The 26,651-nt window shown below is 45.0% G+C and carries 25 protein-coding genes; 13 read left to right on the top strand and 12 right to left on the bottom strand.

The window, feature by feature from the left end; all coding sequences use genetic code 11:
- Positions 1-36 precede the first annotated feature (36 nt).
- The 3 genes from AB5123_RS05145 to AB5123_RS05135 all read left to right on the top strand — a co-directional run bounded on the left by AB5123_RS05145 (position 37) and on the right by AB5123_RS05135 (position 3,231).
- Positions 37-1,299: a DUF1015 domain-containing protein gene (locus AB5123_RS05145; protein ID WP_368364581.1), complete on the top strand. Its 1,263-nt coding sequence runs from the start codon at positions 37-39 to the stop codon at positions 1,297-1,299.
- A 64-nt stretch (positions 1,300-1,363) separates the two neighbouring features.
- Positions 1,364-2,533, top strand: coding sequence for an AGE family epimerase/isomerase (locus AB5123_RS05140; RefSeq protein ID WP_041337365.1), 1,170 nt, complete (start codon positions 1,364-1,366; stop codon positions 2,531-2,533).
- Entirely contained in the window at positions 2,533-3,231 is a 699-nt protein-coding gene (locus AB5123_RS05135; protein WP_278340352.1) for a PHP domain-containing protein, read from the top strand. Before AB5123_RS05140 ends, AB5123_RS05135 begins: the two co-directional genes overlap by 1 nt.
- Before the next feature lie 51 nt (positions 3,232-3,282).
- On the opposite strand, the gene AB5123_RS05130 is transcribed toward AB5123_RS05135, so the two are convergent.
- A complete protein-coding gene (locus AB5123_RS05130) occupies positions 3,283-3,852 on the bottom strand; it encodes a hypothetical protein (RefSeq protein WP_041337367.1) in 570 nt (189 codons plus the stop codon).
- A gap of 237 nt (positions 3,853-4,089) precedes the next feature.
- On the opposite strand from AB5123_RS05130, the gene AB5123_RS05125 reads away from it, so the two are divergent.
- Positions 4,090-5,244: a glycoside hydrolase family 5 protein gene (locus AB5123_RS05125; RefSeq protein ID WP_368364580.1), complete on the top strand. Its 1,155-nt coding sequence runs from the start codon at positions 4,090-4,092 to the stop codon at positions 5,242-5,244.
- Between the two features lie 309 nt (positions 5,245-5,553).
- Here AB5123_RS05125 and AB5123_RS05120 read toward each other — a convergent pair whose 3' ends face one another.
- Both AB5123_RS05120 and nadA read right to left on the bottom strand, forming a co-directional pair.
- Positions 5,554-5,988, bottom strand: coding sequence for a GNAT family N-acetyltransferase (locus AB5123_RS05120; RefSeq protein WP_195247315.1), 435 nt, complete (start codon positions 5,986-5,988; stop codon positions 5,554-5,556).
- 4 nt (positions 5,989-5,992) lie between these two features.
- Positions 5,993-6,916, bottom strand: coding sequence for a quinolinate synthase NadA (gene nadA, locus AB5123_RS05115; protein ID WP_046439472.1), 924 nt, complete (start codon positions 6,914-6,916; stop codon positions 5,993-5,995).
- Positions 6,917-7,130: 214 nt separating this feature from the next.
- Between nadA and AB5123_RS05110 the strand changes: the two genes are divergently transcribed.
- The 6 genes from AB5123_RS05110 to AB5123_RS05085 all read left to right on the top strand — a co-directional run bounded on the left by AB5123_RS05110 (position 7,131) and on the right by AB5123_RS05085 (position 14,089).
- Entirely contained in the window at positions 7,131-7,574 is a 444-nt protein-coding gene (locus tag AB5123_RS05110) for a MarR family winged helix-turn-helix transcriptional regulator (protein ID WP_117891553.1), read from the top strand.
- 20 nt (positions 7,575-7,594) lie between these two features.
- Positions 7,595-10,126, top strand: a complete 2,532-nt coding sequence (locus tag AB5123_RS05105; RefSeq protein WP_117891552.1) for an AMP-binding protein — start codon at positions 7,595-7,597, stop codon at positions 10,124-10,126.
- A 277-nt stretch (positions 10,127-10,403) separates the two neighbouring features.
- Positions 10,404-11,114: an amino acid ABC transporter permease gene (locus AB5123_RS05100; protein WP_022287742.1), complete on the top strand. Its 711-nt coding sequence runs from the start codon at positions 10,404-10,406 to the stop codon at positions 11,112-11,114.
- An 11-nt stretch (positions 11,115-11,125) separates the two neighbouring features.
- Positions 11,126-11,887, top strand: a complete 762-nt coding sequence (locus tag AB5123_RS05095; RefSeq protein WP_041337373.1) for an amino acid ABC transporter ATP-binding protein — start codon at positions 11,126-11,128, stop codon at positions 11,885-11,887.
- Between the two features lie 206 nt (positions 11,888-12,093).
- A complete protein-coding gene (locus AB5123_RS05090; protein WP_287286615.1) occupies positions 12,094-12,966 on the top strand; it encodes an NPXTG-anchored protein in 873 nt (290 codons plus the stop codon).
- Between the two features lie 250 nt (positions 12,967-13,216).
- Positions 13,217-14,089, top strand: coding sequence for a hypothetical protein (locus AB5123_RS05085; protein WP_117857849.1), 873 nt, complete (start codon positions 13,217-13,219; stop codon positions 14,087-14,089).
- Positions 14,090-14,135: 46 nt separating this feature from the next.
- On the opposite strand, the gene AB5123_RS05080 is transcribed toward AB5123_RS05085, so the two are convergent.
- From AB5123_RS05080 to AB5123_RS05040, 9 genes are all read right to left on the bottom strand, one after another.
- On the bottom strand, positions 14,136-14,630 hold the full coding sequence (locus tag AB5123_RS05080) for a hypothetical protein (RefSeq protein ID WP_288163006.1): 495 nt from the start codon (positions 14,628-14,630) through the stop codon (positions 14,136-14,138).
- Positions 14,631-14,690: 60 nt separating this feature from the next.
- On the bottom strand, positions 14,691-16,214 hold the full coding sequence (locus AB5123_RS05075) for an NAD(P)H-hydrate dehydratase (RefSeq protein ID WP_337812384.1): 1,524 nt from the start codon (positions 16,212-16,214) through the stop codon (positions 14,691-14,693).
- Positions 16,207-16,590, bottom strand: coding sequence for a holo-ACP synthase (gene acpS, locus AB5123_RS05070; RefSeq protein WP_337812383.1), 384 nt, complete (start codon positions 16,588-16,590; stop codon positions 16,207-16,209). The genes AB5123_RS05075 and acpS overlap by 8 nt, the downstream gene beginning before the upstream one ends.
- Before the next feature lie 2 nt (positions 16,591-16,592).
- Positions 16,593-17,099 (bottom strand): DUF6106 family protein, encoded by a 507-nt coding sequence (locus AB5123_RS05065; protein ID WP_117857854.1) that lies wholly within the window; start codon positions 17,097-17,099, stop codon positions 16,593-16,595.
- Between the two features lie 14 nt (positions 17,100-17,113).
- The gene (locus AB5123_RS05060) at positions 17,114-17,341 is read right to left on the bottom strand and encodes an SH3 domain-containing protein (RefSeq protein WP_368364582.1); all 228 of its coding nucleotides are present in this window, start codon (positions 17,339-17,341) and stop codon (positions 17,114-17,116) included.
- Between the two features lie 432 nt (positions 17,342-17,773).
- The gene (locus tag AB5123_RS05055) at positions 17,774-18,568 is read right to left on the bottom strand and encodes an amidohydrolase family protein (RefSeq protein WP_368364579.1); all 795 of its coding nucleotides are present in this window, start codon (positions 18,566-18,568) and stop codon (positions 17,774-17,776) included.
- A 104-nt stretch (positions 18,569-18,672) separates the two neighbouring features.
- Positions 18,673-19,014: an arsenate reductase family protein gene (locus tag AB5123_RS05050; protein WP_022287732.1), complete on the bottom strand. Its 342-nt coding sequence runs from the start codon at positions 19,012-19,014 to the stop codon at positions 18,673-18,675.
- A complete protein-coding gene (gene dtd / locus AB5123_RS05045; RefSeq protein ID WP_041337381.1) occupies positions 19,011-19,472 on the bottom strand; it encodes a D-aminoacyl-tRNA deacylase in 462 nt (153 codons plus the stop codon). The genes AB5123_RS05050 and dtd overlap by 4 nt, the downstream gene beginning before the upstream one ends.
- Positions 19,472-20,314 carry an aldose 1-epimerase family protein gene (locus AB5123_RS05040; protein ID WP_117924546.1) on the bottom strand — a complete coding sequence of 281 codons (843 nt, stop codon included), beginning with the start codon at positions 20,312-20,314 and terminating at the stop codon, positions 19,472-19,474. The genes dtd and AB5123_RS05040 overlap by 1 nt, the downstream gene beginning before the upstream one ends.
- 354 nt (positions 20,315-20,668) lie before the next feature.
- On the opposite strand from AB5123_RS05040, the gene AB5123_RS05035 reads away from it, so the two are divergent.
- From AB5123_RS05035 to AB5123_RS05025, 3 genes are all read left to right on the top strand, one after another.
- On the top strand, positions 20,669-22,195 hold the full coding sequence (locus AB5123_RS05035; protein WP_022287729.1) for an AAA family ATPase: 1,527 nt from the start codon (positions 20,669-20,671) through the stop codon (positions 22,193-22,195).
- 207 nt (positions 22,196-22,402) lie between these two features.
- Complete coding sequence (locus AB5123_RS05030) at positions 22,403-25,381, top strand: acyl-CoA dehydratase activase-related protein (RefSeq protein ID WP_337812264.1); 2,979 nt, start codon at positions 22,403-22,405, stop codon at positions 25,379-25,381.
- Positions 25,381-26,646 (top strand): 2-hydroxyacyl-CoA dehydratase, encoded by a 1,266-nt coding sequence (locus AB5123_RS05025; RefSeq protein ID WP_022287727.1) that lies wholly within the window; start codon positions 25,381-25,383, stop codon positions 26,644-26,646. Before AB5123_RS05030 ends, AB5123_RS05025 begins: the two co-directional genes overlap by 1 nt.
- Positions 26,647-26,651 lie beyond the last annotated feature (5 nt).

The raw sequence follows: 26,651 nt of genomic DNA, 5'->3' as shown, positions 1-26,651 counted from the left end.
CTGTTTTGGATATAAGAATAATAGGAGTGTAGTGAAATGTCAACAGCATTTAAAAGCGCAGATATACTTCTGCCTAAGAACGCCGATATGTCAAAATGGGCAGTAGTTGCCTGCGACCAGTATACCTCTGAGCCTGAGTATTGGGCTGACGTGGAAAAGATAACAGAGGGTGCAAAAAGCGCACTTAACCTTATCCTGCCTGAGGTCTATCTGGAGGACGATAACGTTGATGAAAGAATAGCCGACATACATAAGAATATGGACAGCTATATCAGCGAGGGCGTTTTTGAAGAGTATAAGGACGCTATGATATACGTTGAAAGAACACAGTCTGACGGAAAGGTCAGAGCAGGCATTGTTGGCGCTATCGACCTTGAAGAGTATGACTACCGCAAAGGCTCGAAGTCTGCCGTAAGAGCAACAGAAGCCACAGTTGTGGAGAGAATACCGCCTAGAATAAAGGTAAGACGTGGCGCACCTGTTGAGCTGCCGCATATCATGATACTCGTTGACGATACAGAAAAAAACGTTGTTGAGCCGCTTGAAGCCCACAAGGGAGAAATGAAAAAGCTCTATGACTTTGACCTTATGAAAAAGGGTGGTCATATCGCAGGCTATCTTATTGAAAAGCCTATGCAGGAAAAGATAATAGCCGCACTTGAAAAGCTTGGTGATATCGACGCTTGCAATACAAAGTATGGTCTTAAGGAAACTTCACCGCTCGTTTACGCTATGGGTGACGGCAACCATTCTCTTGCTACTGCAAAGGAATTTTACGAGGAGCAGAAGAGAGAGAACCCTGATAAGGACATGAGCAATGCACTTTGCAGATATGCCCTTGTGGAGATAGTGAATCTCCATTCGCCTGCACTTGAATTTGAAGCTATCCATAGGATAGTTACAGACGTTGATACAAAGGCTCTTATGAGCGAAATGACAGCGGCTCTTGAGCTTTCTGAGGAAAAGTCAGAGCAGGCAATAGTTGTCTGCGACAACGGCGAGGAAAAGACTCTCTATATACATAAGCCAACTTCAAAGCTCACTGTCGGCTCATTGCAGAATTTCCTTGACAGCTATATCAAGGAAAAGGGCGGCAAGGTGGACTATATCCACGGTGCAGAGGTCATAAGAGAGCTTTCCGCAAAGGAAAACTCAATAGGCTTTATGCTCCCTGACATGGGCAAGGAAGAGCTTTTCCCTACAGTTATCGTTGACGGCGCACTGCCAAGAAAAACGTTCTCCATGGGTCATGCCGAGGATAAGAGATTTTATGTTGAGGCAAGAAAAATATTGAAATAGAAATATTAAAGAAATGTTGAAATAGAAAAATCGTAGACAATATATTTTAAAAGGAGTTTTTACGATGATAATTGAAGAAGTCAAAAAGGAACTTACAGGACATATCATTCCCTTCTGGAACAAGCTGAGAGATGATGAGAACGGTGGATTTTACGGTTTTATGAGCTATGACCTCAAGCTGGATAAGCAGGCTGATAAGGGCGTTATCCTCCACGCAAGAATACTTTGGTTCTATTCAAAAGCGTATATCACTCTGGGCGATAAGACACTTCTTGACAACGCACGCCACGCTTACGAGTTTATCAAAAACCACTGTATCGACTATGAGTACGGCGGAGTTTATTGGATGATGAACTATAAGGGCGAGCCTGCCGACACTATGAAGCATACATACAACATCGCATTTGCTATCTATGCACTGTCATGCTACTATAACGCAAGCGGAGATAAGGAAGCTCTGGAGCTTGCATATAAGCTTTTCCACGATATCGAGAACAACACTCTCGACGAGTATGGCTACAGAGAAGCTTTTGACAGACAGTGGAACCTGGTATCAAATGACGCTCTTTCTGAGAATGGCTTGCATGCTGATAAGACAATGAACGCTATCCTCCACCTTATCGAAGCTTATACCGAGCTTTATAAGGCAGACCACAACGAGGAAGTTGCTAAAAGGCTTAAATTCCAGCTTGGTCAGATGAGAGATATTGTTTATACTCCTGAAACAAACGCTCTGAAAGTTTTCTTTGACACAAAGTTTGACCTTGTGGGAGATATCCATTCATTTGGTCACGATATCGAAGCAACATGGCTTATGGACCTTGCCTGCGATACTTTGGGTGACGAGGAGCTTAAAAAGCAGTTTGCTGAAATGGATCTTAAGATCTCTCATAATATTCAGAACATCGCCCTTGATAACGGCGCACTGAACAACGAGCGTGAGAACGATAAGATAGACAAGAAGCGTGTATGGTGGGTAGAAGCCGAGTCTGTTGTTGGCTTCATCAACGCTTATCAGCACAGCGGAGAAAAGAAGTTCCTTGAAAGTGCAAGAAGCGTGTGGGAATATATCAAGGCTGAGATAATCGACAAGAGAGAAGGCTCAGAGTGGTATGCCGAGGTTTCCTATGACCATAAGCCGCATGATTGGAAAGAGATAGTAGGTCCATGGAAATGCCCTTATCATAACGGCAGAATGTGCATGGAGGTCATCAACAGAGGCGTGGACTTCTGATGTTCAGGTATGAAACACACCTGCATACCGCCGAGGGAAGCGGCTGTGCCTCTGCAAGCGGAGCAGAGCAGGCAAGGCGTTATAAAGCCCTAGGCTATGACGGGATCATCGTCACCGATCACTTTTTCAACGGCAACTGTGCTGTCACCAACTTTGACAGTTGGGAGGACAGAGTGAACAAGTTCTGCAAGGGCTATGAGAATGCCAAAGAAGTGGGTGACAAGATAGGTCTGAAAGTCTTTTTCGGTCTGGAGTATTCTTACTTTGGCGCAGACCTTTTGACCTATGGTATCGACAAGGACTTTCTTCTTGCCAATGATAACATCAGTGATATAAGCTTTTATCAGTTTGCCGACAGAGTGCATAAAGCAGGTGGCGTGTTAGTCCATGCCCACCCTTTTCGTGAAGCGGATTGGTATATCCATGAAATAAAGCTCCTGCCGAAGTGGATAGACGGCGTTGAGGTCTATAACAGCGGCAACGGCAAAGAGGTCTATAATCAGCGTGCAAAGTGGTATGCCGAACAGTTCGGCTTCAAGCAAACAGGCGGTACGGACAATCACCACCTGTGGGTGGAGGACAGCCGTATCAGCGGTGTTGCAACTGACGAGCCTATCAATTCCATAGAAGATTACATAGAATTTCTCCGTGACGGAAAGCTTACCCCGATAATTCCGGAAAAGCCGGCTGAAACATAAAACATAAATAAAAACTTCAATGACGTTTTTTCGCCATTGAAGTTTTTTTTACTATGAAATTTTGCTTTCATTTACCGAAACATCGTCGGAATAAGATTCCGATTCAGCGGCAGAATCGTCGGGAACACGAATGTAAGTATCAACGGCGACGAATGTGTTTTCATCAACATAATTAAATGCTAAAGCGAAAGCATTTTCATGTTTTCCATAGTCAAATTCAATTAGTATCTGATCTCTTGCTTCGTGATAGGTTTTAATAGTATATGTTCTGGTTTCAGACCACATTTTTATCGTATCCTGCTTTGCGGTCTCGTCATAAAACGTAAACAGCTTATTGCAAAGATATTCCGAATCTCCGCTGTATTTCAGAGTGTTGTTTTCTCCTATTATAAAATAATCTTTGCTTGTATCTCCGTTTGGATAATATTTTCCCATATTCAGCGTTGGTTCCTGATAGGTATCGTCATGGGGACAGCTGTAGTTAAAGGTATTTATCCCGCTTTCATCATCTTCAGGTTCATCAGAAGAAACTATGTTCTTTATGCCAAAATACCAAAAACAAAATATAAAAGAGGCAGCAACGATTATCCATATTATTATGCCAACGTGTTTAGCTTTCATAGTTGTACCCCCCCATATAATTTTCAAATTAAATACTCTATGTTTAAATTATACAGTTTATGATTATAATTGTCAATGGGCAAAATGAATAACAAAAAACAAATTTTGTATATATAGTCACATTTCAACAGAACTTTGTGCGTTTATCTAATTTTATTATTCCTATTGACAAATCCACATTAATGAGCTAAAATATAAATGTTATTATTTTATATGGTGAGAAAGGAAAACCAAAATATGAAAATCAAAAGACTACTTGCAGCAGTGCTTTCCCTTGCAATGGGCGTATCAATGATGACAGCCTGTGGCAGTTCGGACAACTCCTCAAAGGCTGAGAAAGATTCCTCAGCTACAGAAAATACTCAGAAGCATACCAATGACCCTATGACAGTGACCACTGCAAAAGACCTTGTGGCTCAGATGAAAGTGGGCTGGAGTCTTGGCAATACCATGGATTCCACAGGCGGCTCAGGCGTTGACGCTGAAACCTCATGGGGAAATGTGGAAACCACAAAATTGATGATAGACCAGGTCAAGGACGCAGGCTTCAACGTGTTCAGACTTCCTGTTTCATGGGGTACTCACATGGACGAGAACTATACAGTTGACGAAGCATGGATGAACAGAGTTCAGGAAATTGTCGATTACGGTATCGACAACGGAATGTTCGTTATCCTCAACACCCACCACGAGGAGTGGTATATGCCTAAGAAAGACCGTGCCGATAAGGATATAGAGCAGCTCAAAGCCCTCTGGAAGCAGATATGCGACAGATTTCAGGGCTATGACGAACACCTCATTTTCGAGGGCGTGAACGAGCCTAGACTTAGAGGCGAGGGCAACGAGTGGATAGGCGACGCTGAGTCAAGAGAGGTCGTAAATCAGTATGCAAAGGCGTTTGTTGAAACTGTCCGTGCTTCTGGCGGAAACAATCCTAACAGATGTATAATGGTGACACCATATGCCGCATCATCAACAAAGCAGAACATGGAAGCTTTGGAAGTTCCGCAGGGCGACGATAAGATAATAGTTTCTATCCACGCTTATCTGCCATATTCATTTGCACTTGATACCGCAGGCACAGATCAGTATACAAGTATCGACTCTTCTATCACAACACTCTTTACCGATATCAATGAAGTGTTCCTCAGCAAGGGAATACCTGTAATAATCGGTGAGTTCGGCTCTGTAAATAAGGTTAATACAGAAGCGAGAGTTCAGTGTGTAAAGGATTATCTCAGCACCGCAAAGCAGTATGGCGTACCATGCTGTTGGTGGGATAACGGCACAAGAATAGGAAACGGTGAGAACTTCGGACTTCTCAACAGATCCGAGGGCGGCTGGTATTTCCCTGAAATAGTTGACGCTATCAAGGAAACAGTAAATAGCTAAAAAAATCAAGGACGGAATCGCTTCCGTCCTTTTTTTGTGCGCAAATTATGTGCAATTTTTGTGGGGCGAATTGGTATCTTGCGAGCGGTGGGCAATCTTGCGGTAAACGGGCGAACGCTGTTCGCCCCTACAAAAATTTATATTATTATCGTTTTTTATCAATACATTTATGTAGGGGAGCGGCGCAATTTTTTTGTGTAGGGGACGGCGCCCTCGACGTCCCGCCACTCTCGTTCGTTTCAATTACAAACTGTTTTGTTCATTAAACGCCACAAAAAAAGGACGACCCCAAGTCGTCCTTTTTCATATCTATTCCCCTGAAAGGGTCTTTTTCATTGCAATGTGCGGACAGTATTCGTCCTTGTAAACATCACCATACGCAGTGTAGCCAAGCTTCTCGTAAAATTGCTGTACTCTCGTTTGCGCCGATAAGCCGACTTCCTTGTAGCCCACTTTTTCAGCCTGCTTTTCAAGGGCTTCCACTATCATTCTGCCAAGATCTCTGCCACGATATGCCTTTCTCACGCAGATACGTCCAATGTGCGCTTCGCCATTTTCGTCAAACAGCCTGCCTGTTGCAATGGGATATCCTCCTGTGTAGATAACAGCATGATAAGCCTCATGGTCGATATCGTCAAATTCGTTCACAAAGCCCTGCTCCTCAACGAATACCTGCTGTCTTATGAGTCTGGCGTCTGCGTTGTTTGCAAGCCCTTTTGCGATCTTTATGGTGTAATTATCCATTATATCAGCCCCCAAGACGTATCATTTCGTCGATACATTTTCTTGCAGAGGTTATCTCCTCGTCTGTCATCTTTATCTCAAAACCGCCGCCGTTGCCGATGCCCTCGCAAGTCTTGTAAACATCCATAAGAGTGGTGAGCTTCATGTTAGGACAAAGTATCTTCTTTGAGAGTATGTAAAACTCCTTCTCAGGGAATCTGTACTGCAAATGCTCCGCAATAGATATCTCAGTGCCTATGATGAACTCCTTTGCGTCAGACTCAGCCGCAAAATTCATTATTCCAGAAGTCGAACCAACATAATCAGCCATTTCGCTTACAGCAGGGATACACTCAGGGTGACAAAGCACCAGTGCATCAGGGTGAGCCGTCTTAGCCGCTATCATGTCAGCCTTTGTTACCGACGCATGAACAGGACATCCGCCCTGCAAAAGCATTATATCCTTTTCAGGACAGGCTTTTTTTACGAATGCACCAAGATTGCAGTCAGGAATGAACAGTATCTTGTCAGCGTCCATGTTCTTTACTATCTTCACCGCAGATGAGGAAGTAACGCAAACGTCGCAAACCCTCTTGAGTGCGGCTGTGGTGTTTATGTAGCATACTACCTTTCTGTCAGGCTCCTGCGCCTTTATCATTTCTATCATCTCAGGTTCCATTTGCTCTGCCATTGGACAGCCTGCCGATGGATTTGCAAGATATACGTTCTTGTCAGGGTTGAGCATTTTTGCCGCCTCAGCCATAAAATGCACTCCGCACATAAGTATATTTTTGTTTGAGACCTTCTGCGCCTCAACGCTTAGCTTGTATGAATCACCTGTAATATCTGCTATCTCCACTATCTCCTTAGCCTGATAGCTGTGCGCAAGTATACAAATATCGTTTTCTTTCTTTAACTGAAGAATTTTTTCCTGTACGTCCTTTATCATATCCAGATCATGCCTTTCGACCTTTGAAAAGCATATCCTCCTTTCGGTGTTTCGGCATTTGCCGAAAGATTTATACCATATTATTATAGTATGATATAGACATTTTGTCAAGGGCATTTGTACCATACCGCCCATAGCACTTGACAAATTCATCAACAGGGTGTATAATCAACAGTGTTGACGATCAACCGCCTTGACATTTGGAGGAATAACAATGAACGATAAAACAGCCCAGCGTTTTGGAGAAGTTTTCAGACGATTTTTTGAAACAGGATATATGGACGACCTTGCAGAGCTTTTTCAGGGCGAAAGCAAAGTGATAGTCTATCTTAGCACAGCCGAGGGCATAGTCTACCCCTCAGACATAAGCCGTGACCTTATGATATCACGTCAGCGTGTGACCTCTGTTCTCAGCACAATGGAGAAAAAAGGCTTTGTTAGCCTTGTGCGTGACCCTGAGGATAAACGCCGTGTGCAGGTGAAACTCCTCCCAAAAGGTGAAAAGTCAATTGAAGAAAAGCAGCAGCGTCTTGAAAAATATTTCAGCGTGTTCGTTGACGCACTGGGTGAGGAAAATCTCAAAAACCTCCTTGACAGCTCCGAAAAAGCTGTCGAGGCACTTGAACATACAATGAAGGGCAACTCTCAGAAAGTCTGAGGTGCGGAAAGGAAACTGCCATGAACATTTATAACGAATTTAGAAAAACGGCAATAAACCGCTATAGCAAGACCGCTCTCGTGATGATGAATGACGAGGGTGAAACAAAGGAATATACATTCGGACAAACTTTGCAGCAGGCTGATATTTTTTGCAGCCGCCTTAAAGCCATGGGCGTCGTGGCAGGGGATAGGGTCTGTATCGCCTCCGAGGGCAGACCTGAGTGGAATATCGCATTTCTCGCCTGTGCAAAGCTAAACGCCACAGCCGTCCTTTTGGATTATTCGCTTCCTGCGGCAGAGCTTGTCGCACTGGTGAAAAAGTCACAGCCTGTGTGCGTTGTCGCTTCTCAAAAGGCGGCAAAGAAGCTTACAAGCGTGAAAAATATACCTGTTCTCGATATCCAAAACCAGCTTGACAGACTAGACGGTTCAGGGGAAAATATACTCCGCCAAGGTGAAGTAGGCGACCCTGATATCGCAGTGATAATCTTCTCCAGCGGTACGACAAGAACAGCCTCAGGCATCATGCACACCCACGATTCACAAATAAATTCCTGCAAAATGGTCTGCCAGTGCAACGGCATAACCGATAACGAACGCTATCTCGGAATCCTGCCAAACAGCCATATCTACGGACTTTTTGCACAGGTCTTAGCCCCTCTCCTCACAGGTGGAACAGTGTGCTTTATTGAGTCTCTCAGTGCAAAGGGTCTTTCCGCAGGCTTCCAAAACTTCAAGCCGACAGTTTTCCCAGGCGTGCCAAAGGTCTATGAGCTTTTGAAAACCCAGATAATGCAGCAGATCAACGCAAGCAAAGTATCTTCAGCACTTTTCAAGAAAATGTTTCCTGTTGCACTTCATCAGCGTAAGATCTACGGCATAAACAGCGGCAAAAAGATCTTTGCAAAGATACACAAAGCCTTGGGCGGTGAGCTTAGATTTCTCTGCTCCGCAGGCTCGCCAATGTCAAAGGATACATTTGATTTCTTCTACGGCACAGGCTTTAATATTGTGAACAACTACGGTGCGACCGAAACGAGCATACCAACTATCGGCACATATGGCAAGCACGTCTATGCTGACACCTGCGGCAAGCCGTATCCTGATATAAAAGTCAAAATCGACCGCAGCGGTGAGCTTCTCATAAAGTCACCTTATATGATGATAGGCTACTATGGCGACAAAAAGTCCACAGATGAAGCTTTCAATCCTGACGGCTGGTTCAAGTCAGGAGACCTTGCAAGGTTCGATAAGCATAAAAATATCGTCATTCTCGGCAGATGTAAAGAAAATATCGTCCTATCCACAGGCAAAAAAGCCGCCCCTGACGATATCGAACAGGTCTATAGGGGCATCGAGAGCGTTGACGAGCTTGTGGTCTGCGGAGTGCCTGCGAAAGAGGGAAGCTATGACGAGGTGCACGCCTTTGTGGTCTGTGCTGAGGATAAGCGTGAGCAGACGGAAGAAAAGCTAAAAGAGATAAGCTCCTCCGCAGGTCAGGCAATGAAACTAAGCGGCATACATTTTGTGGATTCTATACCAAGAACAGCTATCGGCAAGCCAAAGCGTTATCTGCTGAAGAAAATGGTCATGGAGGATAACCTTGACAGCCTTACAAAGCAGGCGAAAAATAGTATCGACCCGTCGGATATCCCGTCAATGGTGAGAAACGCCGTGGCAAAAATAGCACACGTTCAGCCGAATGAAGTCAAGCTCAGTACAAAATTTTTGCAGGAGTTCACCATAGACTCCCTCTCAGCTATCGAGCTTGCATTGGAGATAGAGGAGTTCAGTGGTGTGCGTGTTGACGGCTGCATGGATAAAAACATGACAGTGGGCAAGCTTATCGCCCTCGTTCAAAACCCAAACCGCATAAAGCCGCAAACAGTGAGATCAATGCTCTATCCTCTGGACAAGAAGAAGATAGACTATCGTATTTACCGCTTTTACAGAAATCTCGTAACGGCGTTCTATGAGGTCAGGGTCACCAACGAGGAAAATCTACCTGATAAGGACGGTTATATAATCTGTGCAAATCACGTTTCAAATTTTGATTTTATCTTCCTCACCCTGAATTTCAGATACGAGCGTTTTGCAAAATTCTGCTGTATGGCGAAAAAAGAGCTTTTCAACGGCAGTTTAGCCAGCCGACTTATAGTAAGAATAGGCGGTATGGTGCCTGTTGACAGGGGCGGAAGAGTAGACGAAACCATGGCGGCTCTGCGTAAAAAGCTTGGTCAGAAATGGGGTGTGCTAGTTCACCCGGAGGGTACAAGAAGCAAAACTGGTGAAATGGGCAAGTTCAAAAGCGGTGCAGCCGTCCTTGCTATCGAAGCCAATGTACCTATAGTACCAGCCTACATCAAAGGCGGACACGAGATATTCCCGCCAGACAGAAAGCTCCCAAGGCTTTTCAACTGGAAGCGTCTTAGCAAATATAAAGTAAAAGTCGTTTACGGTGAGCCTATTTATCCTAATGGCGAAACCCCCGAAGAGCTTATGGCGAAAGTCCGTGATTCTGTGCTTGCCTTGAAAAACGAAGAGAACTGATTTAAAGTGAGGAGTGAGGAATGACAAATGAGAAATTAGGAATTAGCATAGCTGTGGTTTGAGATACTTCAAGAGGTAAGTTAATAAGAACGTTGGTGAGTTAATTGTACGAACGCAGTTCGCAATAAAAAAATCATCGCCGCAGGCGATACCTTCATTCCTCACTCCTCATTCCTCACTCTTTCCGTTTGACAAGTCGCAAAATATGTAGTATAATGTATTAATACGCTGATACGGTGACGTGTTATCGTAATATTTTGTTAAGGAATGAATATTTATGACTTTTGAGGAAGTAAAAAAGGTCACGGAGATCCTGCTGGAGTTCCTGCCTAATACACTGAAGCTTTTCGCATGGACCATCGTGCTTTCAATACCTGTGGGAGTGCTTGTGACAATGCTGAAAAAATGCCGCTTCAAGCCTATCTCGTGGCTGACAAATCTCTATATACTTGTCATGCGTGGCACACCGCTCATGCTTCAGATAATCGCTATCTACTATGCAGTACCGCTTATTATCGCAAGTGCTGCAAAGCAGGGCAAAACAGGCGGTATCTATGACGTGCTCACCAATATAAAAAACAACGAGAACTATATGTTTATCGCCCTTGTTACGGCTTTTGTCCTTAACTATGCGGCGTATTTCGCAGAGATATTCAGAGGCGGTATCGAGGCTATCCCAAAGGGACAGTACGAAGCGGCTTCAATGCTCGGCATGACGAAAATGCAGACATTTTTCAGAATAATCCTGCCCCAGGTCACAAAGCGTGTTATCCCTGCCACATCGAATGAGGTCATCGTCCTTGTAAAGGATACCTCACTCGCAAACGTTATCGCATTCGCTGAGATAACAATGAAGGCAAAACAGCAAATGAACCTGTATAGCTCAATAACACCGCTTTTTATCGCAGGCGCATTCTATTTTGTACTCAACGCTATTGTGACGGTGGCATTTGCCGTTATCGAAAAGAAATTCGATTATTATAAATAAGGAGAACTCATATGGCTATTCTTGAAGTGAAAAATATTTCTAAAAGCTTTGACAGCCTTAAGGTACTCAAAGATATTTCTTTTAACGTTGAGGTGGGCGAGGTAGTCGCAATAATAGGTCCGTCAGGAAGCGGTAAATCAACGCTTCTGCGCTGTATAAACCAGCTTGAAAAAGCAGACGGCGGAGAGATAAACGTTGACGGCGTGAATATGTTCCATACAGAAAATGGCAAGGCAGTGTATGCACCCTCTAAGACCCTCAGGGATATCCGCCTGAAAATAGGTCTTGTGTTCCAGAATTTCAACCTTTTTCCGCACTTTTCTGTAAATCAGAATATAATGGAAGCCCCTCTCCATGTCCTTAAACAGCCAAAAGCCGAGGCAAAAGCCAACTGTGAAGAGCTTCTGAAGAAAATGGGACTCGAAACTAAAGGCAAGTCTTATCCATGCGAGCTTTCAGGCGGTCAGCAGCAGCGAGTTTCTATCGCAAGAGCATTGGCTTTGAAACCGCAGATACTTTTCTTTGACGAGCCGACCTCCGCACTTGACCCTGAGCTGACGGGGGAGATATTAAAGGTAATAAAAGAGCTTGCCAAAGAGAAAATGACCATGGTCATCGTCACCCATGAAATGGCATTTGCCCGTGACGTGGCAAATCATGTTATCTTTATGGACGACGGCTATATCGTGGAGGAGGGTACTCCGGAGGAAGTTTTCGGTCAGACCCAGAATGAAAGAACAAAGCAGTTCTTGCAGAGATTCAATGACAGATAGGACGGGAAATTGTTGTAAAATATAAGAGATGATAACGTTTTCTGTGATTAATGCACAAAAGAAGTGTGACAATATTGTTAGAAATTTCAACACTTTTTGGAATAAAAAAAGTGAAAACCCCTTGATTTTAGGGAGAAAGTCTGCTATAATAAGACTAGAATTGAATGACAATTCATAAAACTATATTCATATGGAGGAGATTAACGATGAAAATTTCTAAGATTCTCGCTGGTATGTCAGCAGCAGCTATCGTAGCTTCTATGGCAATGATCCCAGCATCCGCAGCAGGCACAAAGCTCAACGTAAGCGATGACCTTCTTAAAATCGCTAGACAGACTCAGGATGACCTCTTCGCTGTATACTTCAATGGTAAGGACGAAGATATGCCTAACAAGGATGCTATTGCTGACCTTGGAACTGTTTACGGTGCTTCATTCACAATCAAGGTTGACAACAACGATTGGAACACGATCGGCGGTGGCGGATCAATCAACTTCAACTCAAAGTCTGGTGGCTGGAACGCTAAGGACTGGGCTGGCGGCTCATGGGTTGAGGACGATAAGCCAAAGGATACTCTCTGCTACACAACAGAAGAGGAAGGCACATACGTTCTTGAATACCTCGGCGACGCTCCTGTTTTCGCAACAACAGACGGCGATGCTGATAATTACGCAGCAGTTGGTATCAACAACTGGGCAGCAGACCTTAAGGGTATCGACGTTGTAGGTATGAAGGTTCTTGGCGCTGACGGCAACGTTCTCTTCGAGGCTGGTTCTAACAAGGACAAGAAGGAAGTTCAGAAGAAGCCAGTAGCTGAGGAGTCAAGCTCTGGAGCTGATTCAACACCTTCAGGCACAGATTCTAAGAAGGACGATTCTAAGAAGGACGACAAGTCTTCTGCAGCAGCTACATCTTCAACAGCAGCTGGCACAACATCTTCAAAGGCTGGCACAACAACAACAGCTACTTCTTCAGCAGCAGCTTCTGACAACGTAGCAGCTACAGGCGCAACAGCTGGTCTTGCACTCGCTGGCGTAGCACTTGCTGGTGCAGCTATCGTTATTTCTAAGAGAAAGTAATCTCTCACAGATAACACACTTGAATAAGTGAATTTATACAGAGCTTTCTGTCATTCGGGAAGCTCTGTTTTTTTGTTCGTTTGTGTAACCTGCACTAATTTGTAAACGATTTCTGTGCAAAACATATGAAATCATGTGCTTAAATTGTGCAAATAGTATATTGAAAATATGTGACAGTTGTGTTATAATACAAAGGTAAATATAGGTCAGGCTATGTGTATAGCATGACAATTAAACGGAGGTTATTAAAATGAAAAAGTTTTTAGCTTGCGCTCTTGCACTTACACTTACAAGTGCTATGTTCGCTTCTTGCGGCAGCTCTGATGATTCTTCATCAAAGGCTGAGGCAAAAACTACTACAACAACAACTACAGCTGCTACAACAACAGAGGCTACTACAACAACAGCCGCTCCCGAGTCAACAGCTGATTCAACAGCTGCTTCTGGCACAGAGTCTGAGGGCGATGCTGCAAAGGATATTTCCGAAATGCCAGCTACTCTGAAGAACTATGAGGAGGCTTCTGTATATTTCAAGAAGGATATGGACGTTGCTTCTATCGTTGAGCCTTTCGCTGAGAAGGATTACGAGAACGATGAGTCTCATGTAAACCTCTCTGTTGAGGAGCTTGCAGGCGTTCCAATGCTCAAGGTCGAGGTTCTTGATCAGGACGATCAGGGCAACTACAAGATCCCTAAGATCAAGTTCCACATGGAGAAGTTCTTTGAGGGTCACGAGGCTGATCTTGAGAAGATCTTCACTATCAAGGCTGATGTAGTTACAAAGGCAGTTGGCGAGTTCACAGGTGACGACGGCACAAAATCACTCGTTCCTGGTAACTTCATGGGTGCATTCGTTACACAGCCTACAACAGGTGAAGGTGAAAACAGTTGGAACGACCTCTATGACTTCGGCGAGGCTGAGTGGACTTCTGAGTGGGGTTCCTATGAGCTTACAATGAGACCTGGTATCAAGGACGGCGCTACATTTGTAAACTCAACTGAACCACAGTATGTTTCACTTATGAGATGGGGCATTCCAAACCAGGCTGATTTCTACATTGCTGACCTCAGATTTGAGGACGAGGACGGTAACGTTATCGCTTGCGCAAACTTTGGTAAATAATTCATTTCCATACATAAGAAAGGTGCAGATTTTCTCTGCACCTTTTTTATGTGAATTTTACGCTTATCTCCCCTGATATCTCCAAGCTTTTTACCTTTCCGCCTTTGATTTTAGCCGAAAAATCCTGCCCTTTTATTTGACCCGTGGCGGTGATATCTCCCTTGTCATTTTTGAGATACGTCACGCCTTTCTGCGAAATAAGCTTGTCAAGCACAGCGGCAGTCATTGTGACAGCGGAGCTTTCGGGTATGTTCCCTCGGTCAGTTTCGTAGGTCAAACCCTTGTATTCAAGTCGTGCGCTTTCTCCTGAGCAGGTTATCACCATACCGCTGACAGTTTCCGGCGCAGTTATCTCACACTCCCACATATCTGCGCCCTCACGGGTGAAGCTTGCGACGTATTCCGTGCCGTCAATGGTGAACTCAGCCGGGGTCTTGTAATCCTCTGCCAGCTTTACGGGTTTGACTTCGGTGCTTTCACCGCATGAGCATAAGCCCATTACCGCCAAAATCGTGAGAAAAAATGCCTTTGTTCTTTTCATTTTGCCCTCCATTAAAAAAGACCCTCTTCATAAGAAGAAGGTCTTTGTTTTTAGTACAGCCTAGTCGGCGTTTTCAAGGTCATACAAAAATCGTGGCAAAGCGTCAATAACATCTCTTGCAATGATTCCACGCTCAGATCTTTTGTATCCTGCAAGTAGAGCCGTCGAGCCAAGTGTGAACGACCCAAGTGCCGCCGCATCAAGAGCATCGCACCCCTGAGCCACATAGGAGGAAACAATGCCTGCAAGCATATCCCCTGAGCCACCCTTTGCAAGCGCAGTTGTGCCTTCGGTGCAAAGATAAACTTTCCCACCGTCCACAGCAAAGGTGTCAGCCGACTTCGCAAGCACTGTCACACCATATTTTTCTGACAGCCTATATGCAAACCCAAGTCTGTCCGACATGACCTCGCCCATCGTCACGCCACAAAGCCTTGCAAGCTCCGCAGGGTGAGGGGTGAGGATAACTGTACTTTTCTTCTTCAACAGTACATCTATATTCGGACAAAGTGAATTTATTCCGTCAGCGTCCAAAACTATGGGTATCTCCGCATTTTCAATAAGCTCCGCCACAAGCTTCTCTGTCTGAGCCGTGTGACCAAGCCCACAGCCTATCAGCAAACAGCTTGCCTTTTCACACTTTTTCAGTATCGCCTCCGCATTTTCAGCCACCATAAAGCCGTCCTTGTCGGTTTTCATTGCCGAGTATGTACATTCATACATACTCGCCGACAGGGAGTTGACTACGCTTTTTGCAGTGCAAAGCTCAAAAAGCCCCACGCCTGTTCGCATTGCCGCCATTGCTGAAAGCCCTGCCGCACCTATATAGCTCTCCGAGCCTGCCACGCTCACCACCTTGCCGAACGTGCCCTTGTGTCCGTCAGCAGGTCTAAAAGGCAGTGCCGCCCTTGCTTTTACCACGTCAAAAGGCGTTATAACAGGGTATAGGGTATTCTCGCAACGCTCGTCAATACCGATATCTTTTACCAGAATTTCACCGCAAACGTCCACCGCAGGCTGTAAATAAAGACCCAGCTTGCCACGATGAAAGGTCACTGTCACGTCAGCCATGAACGATAGCTTGTCAGCCTGACCATTCCGTGCATTGACTCCCGACGGCAGGTCGCAGGCTATCTTCATGCCTTCACATTTTTCACAAGCTCTGAACACTGGCAGGATATTTTCACGCAGGCTTCCGTGAAAACCCGTTCCGAAAATGCAGTCCACAAGCACGTCTGCACCCTCGATAAAATCCAGCGCATTTTCAGCTTTCAGCACCTCTACGCTCTTATCGAGCCTAGCATACGCTGCCGAGGAGAGGTCAGTGTCAGGCTCACCACAGCATAGGACCACCGCAGGCTTGAGGCCTTGTTCCGCAAGCAAATTTGCCGCCACAAGTCCGTCACCGCCATTGTTTCCCTTGCCAATAAGAAGCACTATCTTTGAGGACGAAGACGAGTTGCTTGCAATGACCTCCGAAAGCTGTGCCGCCGCATTGTCCATGAGCTGAGCAAGGCTCACGCCATATTTTTCAGCCTCATGCTCGCAAAATGTCATTTGCTCCACTGTTAATATCCTATCCATTTTTATCCTCCTTTTCATAAGCTATCACCACTGCCGAAGCGATATCCTTGATGTGGGAAAGTGACACCGCAAAGGTCAGCCCGCTATTTTCAGCCGCCAAAAGCGCATTCCCTGTAAGCTCCAGATAAGGACAGCCAAGCTCGTCACGCAAGCAGGACACCTCGTTTAAGGCGAAGCCCTCAACCCCCGTGCCTAAAGCCTTTGCGAAGCTTTCCTTAGCCGCCCAATTCGCCGCCATGGATTCGTATGGGTTTTTCTTCTGCGAAAAAAGGGTCAGCTCCTTTTCGGAGTAAACCCTTTCACAGAAACGTCGGCTCTGACAGCTTTTTTTTATGCGTTCGATCTCAATAAGATCAGTTCCGACAAATATTTTCATTTTTATTTCCTCAGTGTTCTCGGAAGCGCAGGCTTCATAAGCTCCAGCATATCGTCATCTGGTGTGAAAATAACAGTTGTAAGCCCGAGATTTTTGTGGTTGAATGTTATGTAGTAGTCTGTAAGGCTATCGTCACAAGCGCAGGCAAGGACCTGTGTTGCGCCCTCAGGTACAGAGAAATTCTCGTCAGCAATGCCGAAATCTGTCGCACTGCCGCAACGGAATGTGATAAGGCGTTTTCTTGAACGCTGAGCCGTTATCTTGTCAACGTCTATTTCTCCGTTTGTGAAAATGTATTCATACTCCACATCGAGTTTTGTTGTAAGATAATAACCGCCATAAAGTGCGGCGGCGGCAAGAAAAATGCCTATTACAGAAAACTGCGTGCCGAAAGGGAAGATAAAGCACAGTGCGGCAAGTGCCACGCTTGCTATCATGATGAAAATTTTCTGTATCTTATCGTTCTTTGTGGGAATCTTGCGAACTATCTGTTCCTTGAAGCTGTCCATTATTTGTCCTCCGTTTATTCAGTGCCGCTGAGAAGCTCTTTCATTACCCAGCCGCTTTTATTGTTATATTTTACATATACCCATATGTTTCCGTCACCGTCTGTTCTCTCGCCGTAGCCGTTTATGGTCTTTCCGTCAGGTATCTTTTCTATCACGTCATATTTCTTTGACGGACCGTATCTGAGATTAAGGTAAGAGATGTCTGACTTTACAAGAAATGGGATAGAATCAGGGTATTTCACATCATCACCCAAAGGGAAAAGTGCGTCCTTTTTGAACTTTGTGGTGGTGGTCTTTTTAGTCGCCTTTGTTTCGGCAGATGTTGTGGTTGTGGTGGTGGTCGTCCTCTTTGTTGCCGTTGCGATTATGTCAGGGTCGTAGCCTTCGTCAATGCTTACGTCTGGGTTTTCAAGTGTGCCTGCCGTCACGGAAGTGGTGGTGGTGTAGCCCTCGTAATCCTCATCGTCCTCATCATAATCGTCGCCCATTGTGGCGGTCTTTGTGGTCTCTATAACTCTCTGGGCGGCAGTACCCGTGGTGGTCTCCGTTTCGGAGGAGCTTTCTGGAAGCATTGCCCCACATGACGCAAGCCCGAAAACCGCAGAACAAGCCAGCACAGCCACAAGCAGTTTTGATCTCATTTTTTATATCCTCTTTTCAGAATTTACACAATTTTATTTTAAGCCAAGAAGTCTTTCTGCGTTGCCGCCGAGAATTTTATCTTTGTTATCCTCGGAAATGTTCAAACGCAGTATCTTTTCTTTTATAAGGTAGGAACTGTCCCAAGGGCAGTCGCTTGCAAAAAGTATCCTGTCAGCCCCATGCTTTTCAACGATAGCCTGCATAAGCTCGTCAGGACACATACTTGTGAAAGCGGTGTCAAAATAAACTTCACCGTCAACTCCTGCCAAAACGTCACGCACCTGCTCCCACATCATGTTTGCACCAAGATGTGCAAGAATGACCTTGAGCTTAGGGTGCTTTTTTATCATGTTCAGCGCCCTCTCAGGTGTGGAGTGGATAAGGTCAGGGGAAACGCAGTCATAGCCAGAATGGAATATAACAGGCAGGTCGGCTCTTTCAATGGCGTCATATATCTTGTCCATGCGCTCATCATCTATCATAAAGCCCTGATAATCAGGGTGAAGCTTTATGCCGTGAAGTCCAAGCTCCTTTATGTGGGCTATCTCCTGCTCATAGTCCTCAGCGTCAGGGTGTATTCCACCGAAGCTTATAAATCTTCCGCCGTCTTGCTCAGCGCACCAATCGTTTATAACTCTCTGCTGAGTAGGTTTTGTTGCCACTGATAACAGCACGCCCTTGTCAACGCCCCATTCGTCAAAACGCTGTATGGTTTCCTCTGCAGTGCCTCTTGTGAAAGGAGTTATTCCACTGCAAGCCTGAAGCTTTTCAACAGCCTTTTCCGCTACCTTTGGATTAAAGGCGTGAACGTGAAAATCAATTACCATTTAAAACATCTCTTTCTGAAATTACTTTTCCATATGGTATTATACCACACTTTCAAGCTTCTTTCAACGAATATCGGCAATTTTCACAGTATTTTCATCTAGGGCTATTCCCAGCTTTTCCACACCTCGGGGCAGAAGCCTACTGTGGCTTTCTTGCCGTTTCTTACGATAGGTGCGGCAAAAAGCTCGGGATAGTCAAGAAGCTTTTCTATTTTCTCTTCGGTGCTTCCAAGATATTTTATGAGCATTGCCTGTTCGCCCTTTGCCTTTGGGTCGATAAGCTTGTCGATATCGCCGACAGCCGCAAGCACTGAGTTAAGCTCGCCCTTGCTAAGCCCCTTTGTAGGCAGGTCAACAGATTGGAACTTTATTCCACGCTCTTTGAAATAACGCTCAGCCTTTTTGGTGTCAAAGGATTTTGACTTGCCGAATATCTGTATGTTCATGGAATTATCTCTCCGTTTCTGCATTCAAGAATGATAGTAAAAGGACCGTCATTGAGCAGTGAAACTTTCATGTCTGCACCGAAAACACCCTTTTCTACCTTGCCTGAAATTTTCTCACCGCAGACCTTGCAGAAGTATTCATAAAGTCTGTTGGCTTCATCAGGCTTGCCTGCATAGATAAATGACGGGCGGTTGCCGTGGTGACAATCTGCATAAAGGGTGAACTGTGAAACACAAAGAATATCTCCGCCAACATCATTTATAGAAAGATTTGTCTTGTCGTTCTCGTCAGCGAAAATGCGAAGCTTTGATATCTTGTCTGCAAGCTTGTCGCAGTCAGCCTCAGTGTCCTCCTGACCTACTCCGAAAAGTATCAGAAAGCCCTTTTCTATCTCGCCTGTGACCTTGCCCTCGACCTCAACTTTTGCACTTGTGACCCTCTGTATTACCGCTCTCATCAGCCCACCTCCACGGTGTAGCTGTAGGTGTAAACAGCTTCAGGCGCAAGCTTGATAGCGTGAGGCTTGTTTTCGATATCCTCAAAAGCGTCGTCCTCGTAAACAGGCACGCTAGTCCAAGGCTCAAGGCAGATAAACTGAGCATCAGGGTCACCGGTGGAAGTCCATACGGCAATGCAGTCAGAGTGTGGGAATGACAGCTTTACGAAACCGCCGTCAGACTTTTTCAGGGTGACAGCCTTTGAAGCAGGGTGGTCTTTCATGATAACGTCATAGTCGAAAAGCTCTCTTGTGAGAGTGATAGTCTTTTCACCGTCAAGAATAGTCCTCTCGCCGTTTGGGATAGGCTGAACGATATGCTCGTTTTTCTCGTACTCAACTGTGCATTTGCCACCTTGGATATCGCAGATAAAAGCAGGGTGACCGCCGAGATAAAAGTACATAGCCTTTTCATCAGTGTTTTTTACTGTGTTTGTGACGGTGACTTTTGAACCTTTTATGGAGTAGGTGACTTCAAGCTCAAAGTGGTATGGGTATTGAGCAAGTGTCACGTCATTGTCTTTGAGGAGAAAGCTCAGTGAATTTTTGGTGCTTCCAGCGTATGTAAATTCGCTGTCACGGGCGAAGCCGTGGTTTGCAGCCATGTGATATTCCTGACCGCCAGCCTTGTAGGTGCGGTCTTTAGGGGAGCATATGAACGGGAAGAGGATAGGAGCGTAGCGTTTCCAAGCGTCACCGCATTGCCAGAGATATTCTTTGCCGTCCAGTTTGATAGAGTGAAGCTCAGCACCGAAAGTGTCGGCTGAGATAGAGAGTTTATCATTTTTTATTTCATAAAGCATAGATCAGACCTCCGAGGGATAAATTTTATACCTTATTATTATAGCACATTGTTTGGGAGATGTCAAAACCAAGTGAGCAGTGAGGTTATGAGGTCTGCTGGGGTATGGGCGAAAACGTTTGAAAAAACTTAAAAGTCTGTTGAAAATTCTGTTTTGATATCAATATTTTAACAGTTAAATTTTATGACTTTGATACAGAATAACTAAAATATTTTCAATTGTTTGTGTAAGCTGACAAAACTTGTGATGACTATTGACTTTAATTTGGAGATAGTCTATAATAAAATGGTAAGATTATTTAATTGTGCAGTGCTTTTTGTTCACAGCTTCAGACTGCACTGAGGAGAAATGTTTATGAATATTAAAGAAGCAAAACAACAGATACTTAATGCAATACAAGCCTATCTCATTAAAGACGAATTTGGCGATTATCGAATTAGCATAGAACATCAGAGACCTGTGTTCCTGCTTGGCGCACCTGGTATCGGTAAGACCGCTATCATGGAGCAGATAGCTCAGGAGACTGGCGTAAACCTTGTTACCTACTCGATGTCCCACCACACAAGAGAGTCTGCCCTCGGTCTTCCTGTTATTGTACATAGAAACTACACCGGTGCTGACGTGCAGATATCCGAGTACACGATGAGTGAGATCGTGGCTACTCTTTATGACACTATCGAAGCCACTGGCATTAAAGAGGGTATTCTCTTCCTCGATGAGATCAACTGCGTTTCCGAGTCCCTTGCTCCTGCAATGCTCCAGTTCTTGCAGTATAAGGTTTTCGGACTTCATCAGGTTCCGGCAGGTTGGGTAGTTGTTACAGCAGGTAACCCGCCTGAGTTCAACAAGTCTGTTTCTGAGTTCGATATCGTTACTCTCGACCGTGTTAAGAGGGTCGAGTGTCAGCCTGATTTCGACGTTTGGAAAGAATATGCTTACTATGCAGGCGTTCACCCAGCTATCATATCATATCTTGAGCTTCACCCTGACCACTATTATATGGTAGACGCAAGCGATAAGAACAACTACCGCTTTGTTACTGCCCGTGGCTGGGAGGACCTTTCTGAAATGATGCAGCTTTATGAGGAGAGTGGTATCCTTGTTGACCACGCTCTTGCTGCTCAGTATGTACAGAACCCAGAGTTCTCAAAGGGCTTTGCGGAATATTATGACAGATTCAACTACTATCGTGAGAAATATGACGTTGACGCTATCCTCGAGGGCGGCATAACTGCTCAGAACATTGCTGACGCAAGAGCGGCAGGCACTGAAGAAGCTGTGGCTCTTATGAATCTGCTTATGGACGGCATCACATACACAATGAGAAGCTGTATCCAAATGGAGAAGATGATAAGACTTATCCACCCAAGAATGGAAGATATCCTTGTGAAGATAAACAATGGTCTTTCATGCCGTCAGATAATCAGTGAACACATCATGGACTGCAACAAGAGCCTTGACAAGGCGGTAAGAGCAAGAAACATCTCGCCGTCTAACAAGAAGATCCAGCACTGGATACTCCACAATCTGGAAGCTTATCTTGATAAGTGTACCAACGAGGGAAGAGATAACAAAAACCGCTGTACTGTTATTTTGCAGAACTCCTTCAACAATCTGCTCCATGGCGCAAACAACGTTACACAGCAGTCTATGAACGGTCTGAAATATGCTTTTGACTTCCTTGAGAATGCTTATGGCGCTGACAGCAATGTTATGAAGAAGTTTATCGAGGAGCTGAAAATAAATTGCCACACCACAAACTTCATCAAGAAGTACGGCTCAGAGCAGTTCTACAGACTTGCAGGTGAGCCTGTTCAGCAGCCTACCTACAACAATCTCTATGACCTTAATCTTACTGATTGCCTTTTAGAGCAGGAATAAGCATAGATAAAAAATGAATATTTACGGGCGAACGCATTTTGCCATACATTGTAATAGTTGCATTGTAGGGGCGAACAGTGTTCGCCCGTTTTAGCTTTATAGGTAGTTTTCAGATACATATTTGTTAATATAAAAAGCTTGTAATTTGCGAAAAAGTGTGATATAATAACTAAGAGTGTACAAACGAGAATCAGTGAGGTTTTTACTATGGGCAAGATTTATGATTTAGGCATAGACGTAGGTTCGACCACGGTCAAGACGGTAATTCTTGACGAGGGCGAGTTTATTTATAACAAATATGAAAGACACTTTTCAAAGGTCAGGGAAACGGTGGCTGAGCAGCTGCGTGCTATCAGAGAGCTTTATCCTGAGGACAAGTTCAGGATAGCCATAACAGGCTCGGCAGGTCTTGGCATCGCTGAGGCAAGCGGTATCTCTTTCGTGCAGGAGGTCTTTTCTGCTTTTATCGCTGTAAACAAGAAGTATCCAAAGGCTGACGTTGTGGTTGAGCTTGGCGGTGAGGACGCTAAGATAATCTTCCTCACAGGGGGCGTTGAACAGCGTATGAACGGCTCTTGCGCAGGTGGCACAGGTGCTTTTATCGACCAAATGGCAGGACTTTTGGGCGTTACCCCTGACGAGATGAACGACCTTGCTCTTAAGGCTGAAAAGACTTATCCTATCGCTTCAAGATGTGGTGTTTTCGCAAAGTCTGATATTCAGCCGCTTCTTAATCAGGGCGCAAGAAAAGAGGACATATCTGCGTCTATCTTTCAGGCTGTTGTGGATCAGACTGTTTCAGGTCTGGCGCAGGGCAGAAAGATCGGCGGTCAGGTGCTTTTCCTTGGGGGTCCGCTTACATATCTCAGTGCACTGAGAAAGGCATTCAGAACTACTTTAAACCTTGACGAGGAACACGCTATACTTCCTGAAAATTCTTCATGCTATATGGCTTTCGGTGCGGCACTTCATGCTGACACTCTTGCTGAGGAAATGACTATAGACGAAGCCCTTGACAAGATAGTGAACGCAAAGGCTACTGACAATATCGTGGTAGGCAAGCCACTGTTTGCAAGCCGTGAGGAATATAATGCTTTCGTGGAAAGACACAAGAAGTCTGACCTTAAATATGAAGACATCAGAACTTACAGGGGCGACGCTTATCTTGGCATCGACGCAGGCTCGACAACCACAAAGCTTGTGCTTATCACACCTGACGGAAAGCTTCTTTATCAGCACTACTGCTCAAACAAGGGTCAGCCGCTGGATATAATCGCTTCAAAGCTTGAGGAGATCTACAGCCTTGCTACCCCTGAGCTTAACATAAAGGCTTCTGCGGTAACAGGCTACGGTGAGGATCTTATAAAGGCAGGTCTGGGCGTTGACTATGGTATAGTTGAAACTGTTGCGCACTATAAGGCGGCGGCTTATTTCTGCCCTGACGTTGATTTTATCATCGACATCGGCGGACAGGATATAAAGTGCTTCAAGATAAAAAACAACGCTATCGACAGCATTATGCTCAACGAGGCTTGTTCATCAGGCTGTGGCTCGTTCATTCAGACTTTTGCAGGTGCAATGGGATATGATATCGCAGAGTTTGCAAGGCTCGGTCTGTTTGCAAAAGCACCTGTGGAGCTTGGCTCAAGATGTACAGTGTTCATGAACTCATCTGTAAAGCAGGCGCAAAAGGACGGAGCTTCCGTTGAGGATATCTCTGCAGGACTTTCTTCGTCTATCATCAAGAACGCAGTTTACAAGGTAATAAGAGCCAAGTCTATTGACGAGCTTGGCAAGAATATAGTCGTTCAGGGCGGAACGTTCCTTAACGACGCTGTGCTAAGGTCATTTGAAATGGAGCTTGGCAGAAACGTTATAAGACCTGCCATTGCGGGACTTATGGGTGCGTTCGGCTGTGCGCTTTTCGCAAAAGAAAAATCTCAGGGCAGGGACGGCAAGTCAGGCGTTCTTACAAAGGCTCAGCTTGAAGAATTTGCTTACAATTCAAGAGCCGTTCAGTGCGGTGGCTGTGGTGCGCACTGTAACCTTACTATAATAAGATTTAATGACGGCAGAAGATTTACTTCCGGAAACCGCTGTGAAAAGGGTGCAGGCATAAAGATAACCGACAGAACGGAAAACATGATAGAGTATAAGTATAACAAGATACTCTCTTATGCTGACAACAAGCCTGCAAAGCCTATTGCAAAGGTAGGTCTGCCGCTTGCGCTGTCTTATTATGACCTTATGCCGTTTTTCTCAACACTGCTCACAAGCCTTGGATTTGAAGTGGTGCTGTCTGAGGAGTCAACGAGAGATACATATTACAAGGGTCAGCAAACTATTCCGTCTGATACGGTATGTTATCCTGCAAAGCTTTGTCACGGTCATATAGAGAGCCTCCTTGACAAGGGCGTGGACTTTATATTCTATCCTTGCATGAGCTACAATGCTGACGAGGGTCAGTCGGACAATCACTATAACTGTCCTGTTGTTGCTTATTATCCTGAGCTTCTAAAGGCTAACAATGACAAGCTGAATGATGATAATTTCATCATGCCTTATCTTGACATAAACATCAAAAAGCACGTTGCAAAGGCAATGGCAAGAGCGCTTTCAAAGTATAACATCACTGCAAAGCAGGTGCTTGGAGTGCTTAACAAGGCTTATTCTGAGCAGGTGAGATACCATAGGGATATCGAGGCTAAGGCGCAGGAGATAATCGCTGAGGCAAGGGCGAAGTGTCAGAAAATAATCGTTCTGGCAGGCAGACCTTACCACATCGACCCTGAGATAAACCACGGCATACACAAGCTTATCGCTTCTCTTGGCTTTGCGGTCATCACTGAGGACAGCGTGGCAATGAAGGTGGACACTCCTGCCCTTGACGTTCTCAATCAGTGGACTTATCACTCAAGGCTTTACAGAGCGGCAGAGTATGTATGCGAGAATGATGATATGCAGCTCGTTCAGCTGGTATCCTTCGGCTGTGGTATCGACGCTGTTACAACAGACGAGGTGAGAGCTATACTTGAAGAAAAGGGCAAGCTTTACACTCAGCTAAAGATAGACGAGATAACGAATCTCGGTGCGGCTAAGATAAGACTCAGGTCTTTGGCGGCGGCACTGGAGGAAAAAGAAGCCAGCGCAAATGCTGAGAAGAAAATGGACAAGGAGGCAATGTAATGGCTGAAAAAGAGATAAAACACGCAGGCTCGGACAGAGTAAAAAGGTCTTATTTTGACAAGTCAAGACGTGAGGAATACACTATACTTATACCTGATATGCTTCCTATACACTTCAAGCTTATCATGGCGATATACAAAAAATACGGCTATAACATGGAGCTTTTGCAAAACTGCTCACGAAACGTTATAGACGAGGGACTTAAAAACACACATAATGACGCTTGCTATCCTGCACTTCTTGTTATCGGACAGTTTATGGACGCTCTCAAAAGCGGCAAGTATGACCTTGAACACACGGCTCTGCTTATGTCACAGACGGGCGGCGGCTGTCGTGCTTCAAACTATATCCACCTTATAAGAAAGGCGCTGTCAACGCAGTTCCCTGAAGTGCCTGTTCTGTCGCTGAATTTCAGCGGACTTGAAAAGGACGCTTCCATAGATATCACCCCTGCCATAGCAATGAAGCTTATTTATGCGGTGCTTTACGGTGATATGCTCATGCTTTTGTACAATCAGTGCAAGCCTTACGAGATAGAGAAAAATTCTACGGACGAGCTTTTGGCAAGGTGGCAGCACAGGCTTGGAAAGCTGTTTGCTACCCCGAGCAGATATATGCACACAAAGAGCATTTACAATGCTATGCTCAAAGACTTTGCGGCGCTTCCAAGGACAAAGGAGAAGAAGCCTAAGGTAGGTATCGTGGGAGAGATATACGTTAAGTATTCACCCCTTGCGAACAATCACCTTAACGACTTCCTGCTGTCTGAGGGCTGTGAGCCTAACGTGCCTGGACTGTTGGACTTCGTGCTTTACTGTGCGTCTGACGCTATCAATGACGAAAAGCTTTATGACAAGAAAACCAGCCGCACTCTTATGTACGGCATTGGTTATGATGTGCTTTACAAGTTCCAGAAGCAGCAGATAAAGGTCATCAACGAGCAGGGCATTTTCCAGCCGCCTCATGATTTTGAACACCTTAGAAAGTGTGCTGACAAGTATATTAGTCAGGGCGTAAAAATGGGCGAGGGCTGGCTTATCACTGCTGAAATGGCGGCTCTTGCAGAAACAGGCACAAAGAACATAATCTGCACTCAGCCGTTCGGCTGTCTGCCTAACCACATTGTTGCAAAGGGTATGTCAAGAACTATTAAGCAGGCTTATCCGGACGCAAATATAGTCGCTATCGACTATGACCCGGGTGCGACAAAGGTCAATCAGGAGAACCGTATCAAGCTTATGCTTGCTAATGCGGTCATGGATTAATAGAG

It is taken from the genome of Ruminococcus sp. RTP21204st1_B2_RTP21204_210225 (assembly GCF_040914135.1).
In the GTDB taxonomy this organism is placed as follows: Bacteria; Bacillota; Clostridia; order Oscillospirales; family Ruminococcaceae; genus Hominimerdicola; species Hominimerdicola aceti.
The sequence above is the reverse complement of the archived record's forward strand: the minus strand, read 5'-3'. Positions and strand labels throughout refer to the sequence as shown.

Excerpts from the sequence above, each read along its gene's own strand:
- AB5123_RS05145 (WP_368364581.1), top strand. The coding sequence starts at position 37 with ATGTCAACAGCATTTAAAAGCGCAGATATACTTCTGCCTAAGAACGCC.
- AB5123_RS05140 (WP_041337365.1), top strand. The coding sequence starts at position 1,364 with ATGATAATTGAAGAAGTCAAAAAGGAACTTACAGGACATATCATTCCC.
- AB5123_RS05135 (WP_278340352.1), top strand. The coding sequence starts at position 2,533 with ATGTTCAGGTATGAAACACACCTGCATACCGCCGAGGGAAGCGGCTGT.
- AB5123_RS05130 (WP_041337367.1), bottom strand. The coding sequence starts at position 3,852 with ATGAAAGCTAAACACGTTGGCATAATAATATGGATAATCGTTGCTGCC.
- AB5123_RS05125 (WP_368364580.1), top strand. The coding sequence starts at position 4,090 with ATGAAAATCAAAAGACTACTTGCAGCAGTGCTTTCCCTTGCAATGGGC.
- AB5123_RS05120 (WP_195247315.1), bottom strand. The coding sequence starts at position 5,988 with ATGGATAATTACACCATAAAGATCGCAAAAGGGCTTGCAAACAACGCA.
- nadA (WP_046439472.1), bottom strand. The coding sequence starts at position 6,916 with ATGATAAAGGACGTACAGGAAAAAATTCTTCAGTTAAAGAAAGAAAAC.
- AB5123_RS05110 (WP_117891553.1), top strand. The coding sequence starts at position 7,131 with ATGAACGATAAAACAGCCCAGCGTTTTGGAGAAGTTTTCAGACGATTT.
- AB5123_RS05105 (WP_117891552.1), top strand. The coding sequence starts at position 7,595 with ATGAACATTTATAACGAATTTAGAAAAACGGCAATAAACCGCTATAGC.
- AB5123_RS05100 (WP_022287742.1), top strand. The coding sequence starts at position 10,404 with ATGACTTTTGAGGAAGTAAAAAAGGTCACGGAGATCCTGCTGGAGTTC.
- AB5123_RS05095 (WP_041337373.1), top strand. The coding sequence starts at position 11,126 with ATGGCTATTCTTGAAGTGAAAAATATTTCTAAAAGCTTTGACAGCCTT.
- AB5123_RS05090 (WP_287286615.1), top strand. The coding sequence starts at position 12,094 with ATGAAAATTTCTAAGATTCTCGCTGGTATGTCAGCAGCAGCTATCGTA.
- AB5123_RS05085 (WP_117857849.1), top strand. The coding sequence starts at position 13,217 with ATGAAAAAGTTTTTAGCTTGCGCTCTTGCACTTACACTTACAAGTGCT.
- AB5123_RS05080 (WP_288163006.1), bottom strand. The coding sequence starts at position 14,630 with ATGAAAAGAACAAAGGCATTTTTTCTCACGATTTTGGCGGTAATGGGC.
- AB5123_RS05075 (WP_337812384.1), bottom strand. The coding sequence starts at position 16,214 with ATGGATAGGATATTAACAGTGGAGCAAATGACATTTTGCGAGCATGAG.
- acpS (WP_337812383.1), bottom strand. The coding sequence starts at position 16,590 with ATGAAAATATTTGTCGGAACTGATCTTATTGAGATCGAACGCATAAAA.
- AB5123_RS05065 (WP_117857854.1), bottom strand. The coding sequence starts at position 17,099 with ATGGACAGCTTCAAGGAACAGATAGTTCGCAAGATTCCCACAAAGAAC.
- AB5123_RS05055 (WP_368364579.1), bottom strand. The coding sequence starts at position 18,568 with ATGGTAATTGATTTTCACGTTCACGCCTTTAATCCAAAGGTAGCGGAA.
- AB5123_RS05050 (WP_022287732.1), bottom strand. The coding sequence starts at position 19,014 with ATGAACATACAGATATTCGGCAAGTCAAAATCCTTTGACACCAAAAAG.
- dtd (WP_041337381.1), bottom strand. The coding sequence starts at position 19,472 with ATGAGAGCGGTAATACAGAGGGTCACAAGTGCAAAAGTTGAGGTCGAG.
- AB5123_RS05040 (WP_117924546.1), bottom strand. The coding sequence starts at position 20,314 with ATGCTTTATGAAATAAAAAATGATAAACTCTCTATCTCAGCCGACACT.
- AB5123_RS05035 (WP_022287729.1), top strand. The coding sequence starts at position 20,669 with ATGAATATTAAAGAAGCAAAACAACAGATACTTAATGCAATACAAGCC.
- AB5123_RS05030 (WP_337812264.1), top strand. The coding sequence starts at position 22,403 with ATGGGCAAGATTTATGATTTAGGCATAGACGTAGGTTCGACCACGGTC.
- AB5123_RS05025 (WP_022287727.1), top strand. The coding sequence starts at position 25,381 with ATGGCTGAAAAAGAGATAAAACACGCAGGCTCGGACAGAGTAAAAAGG.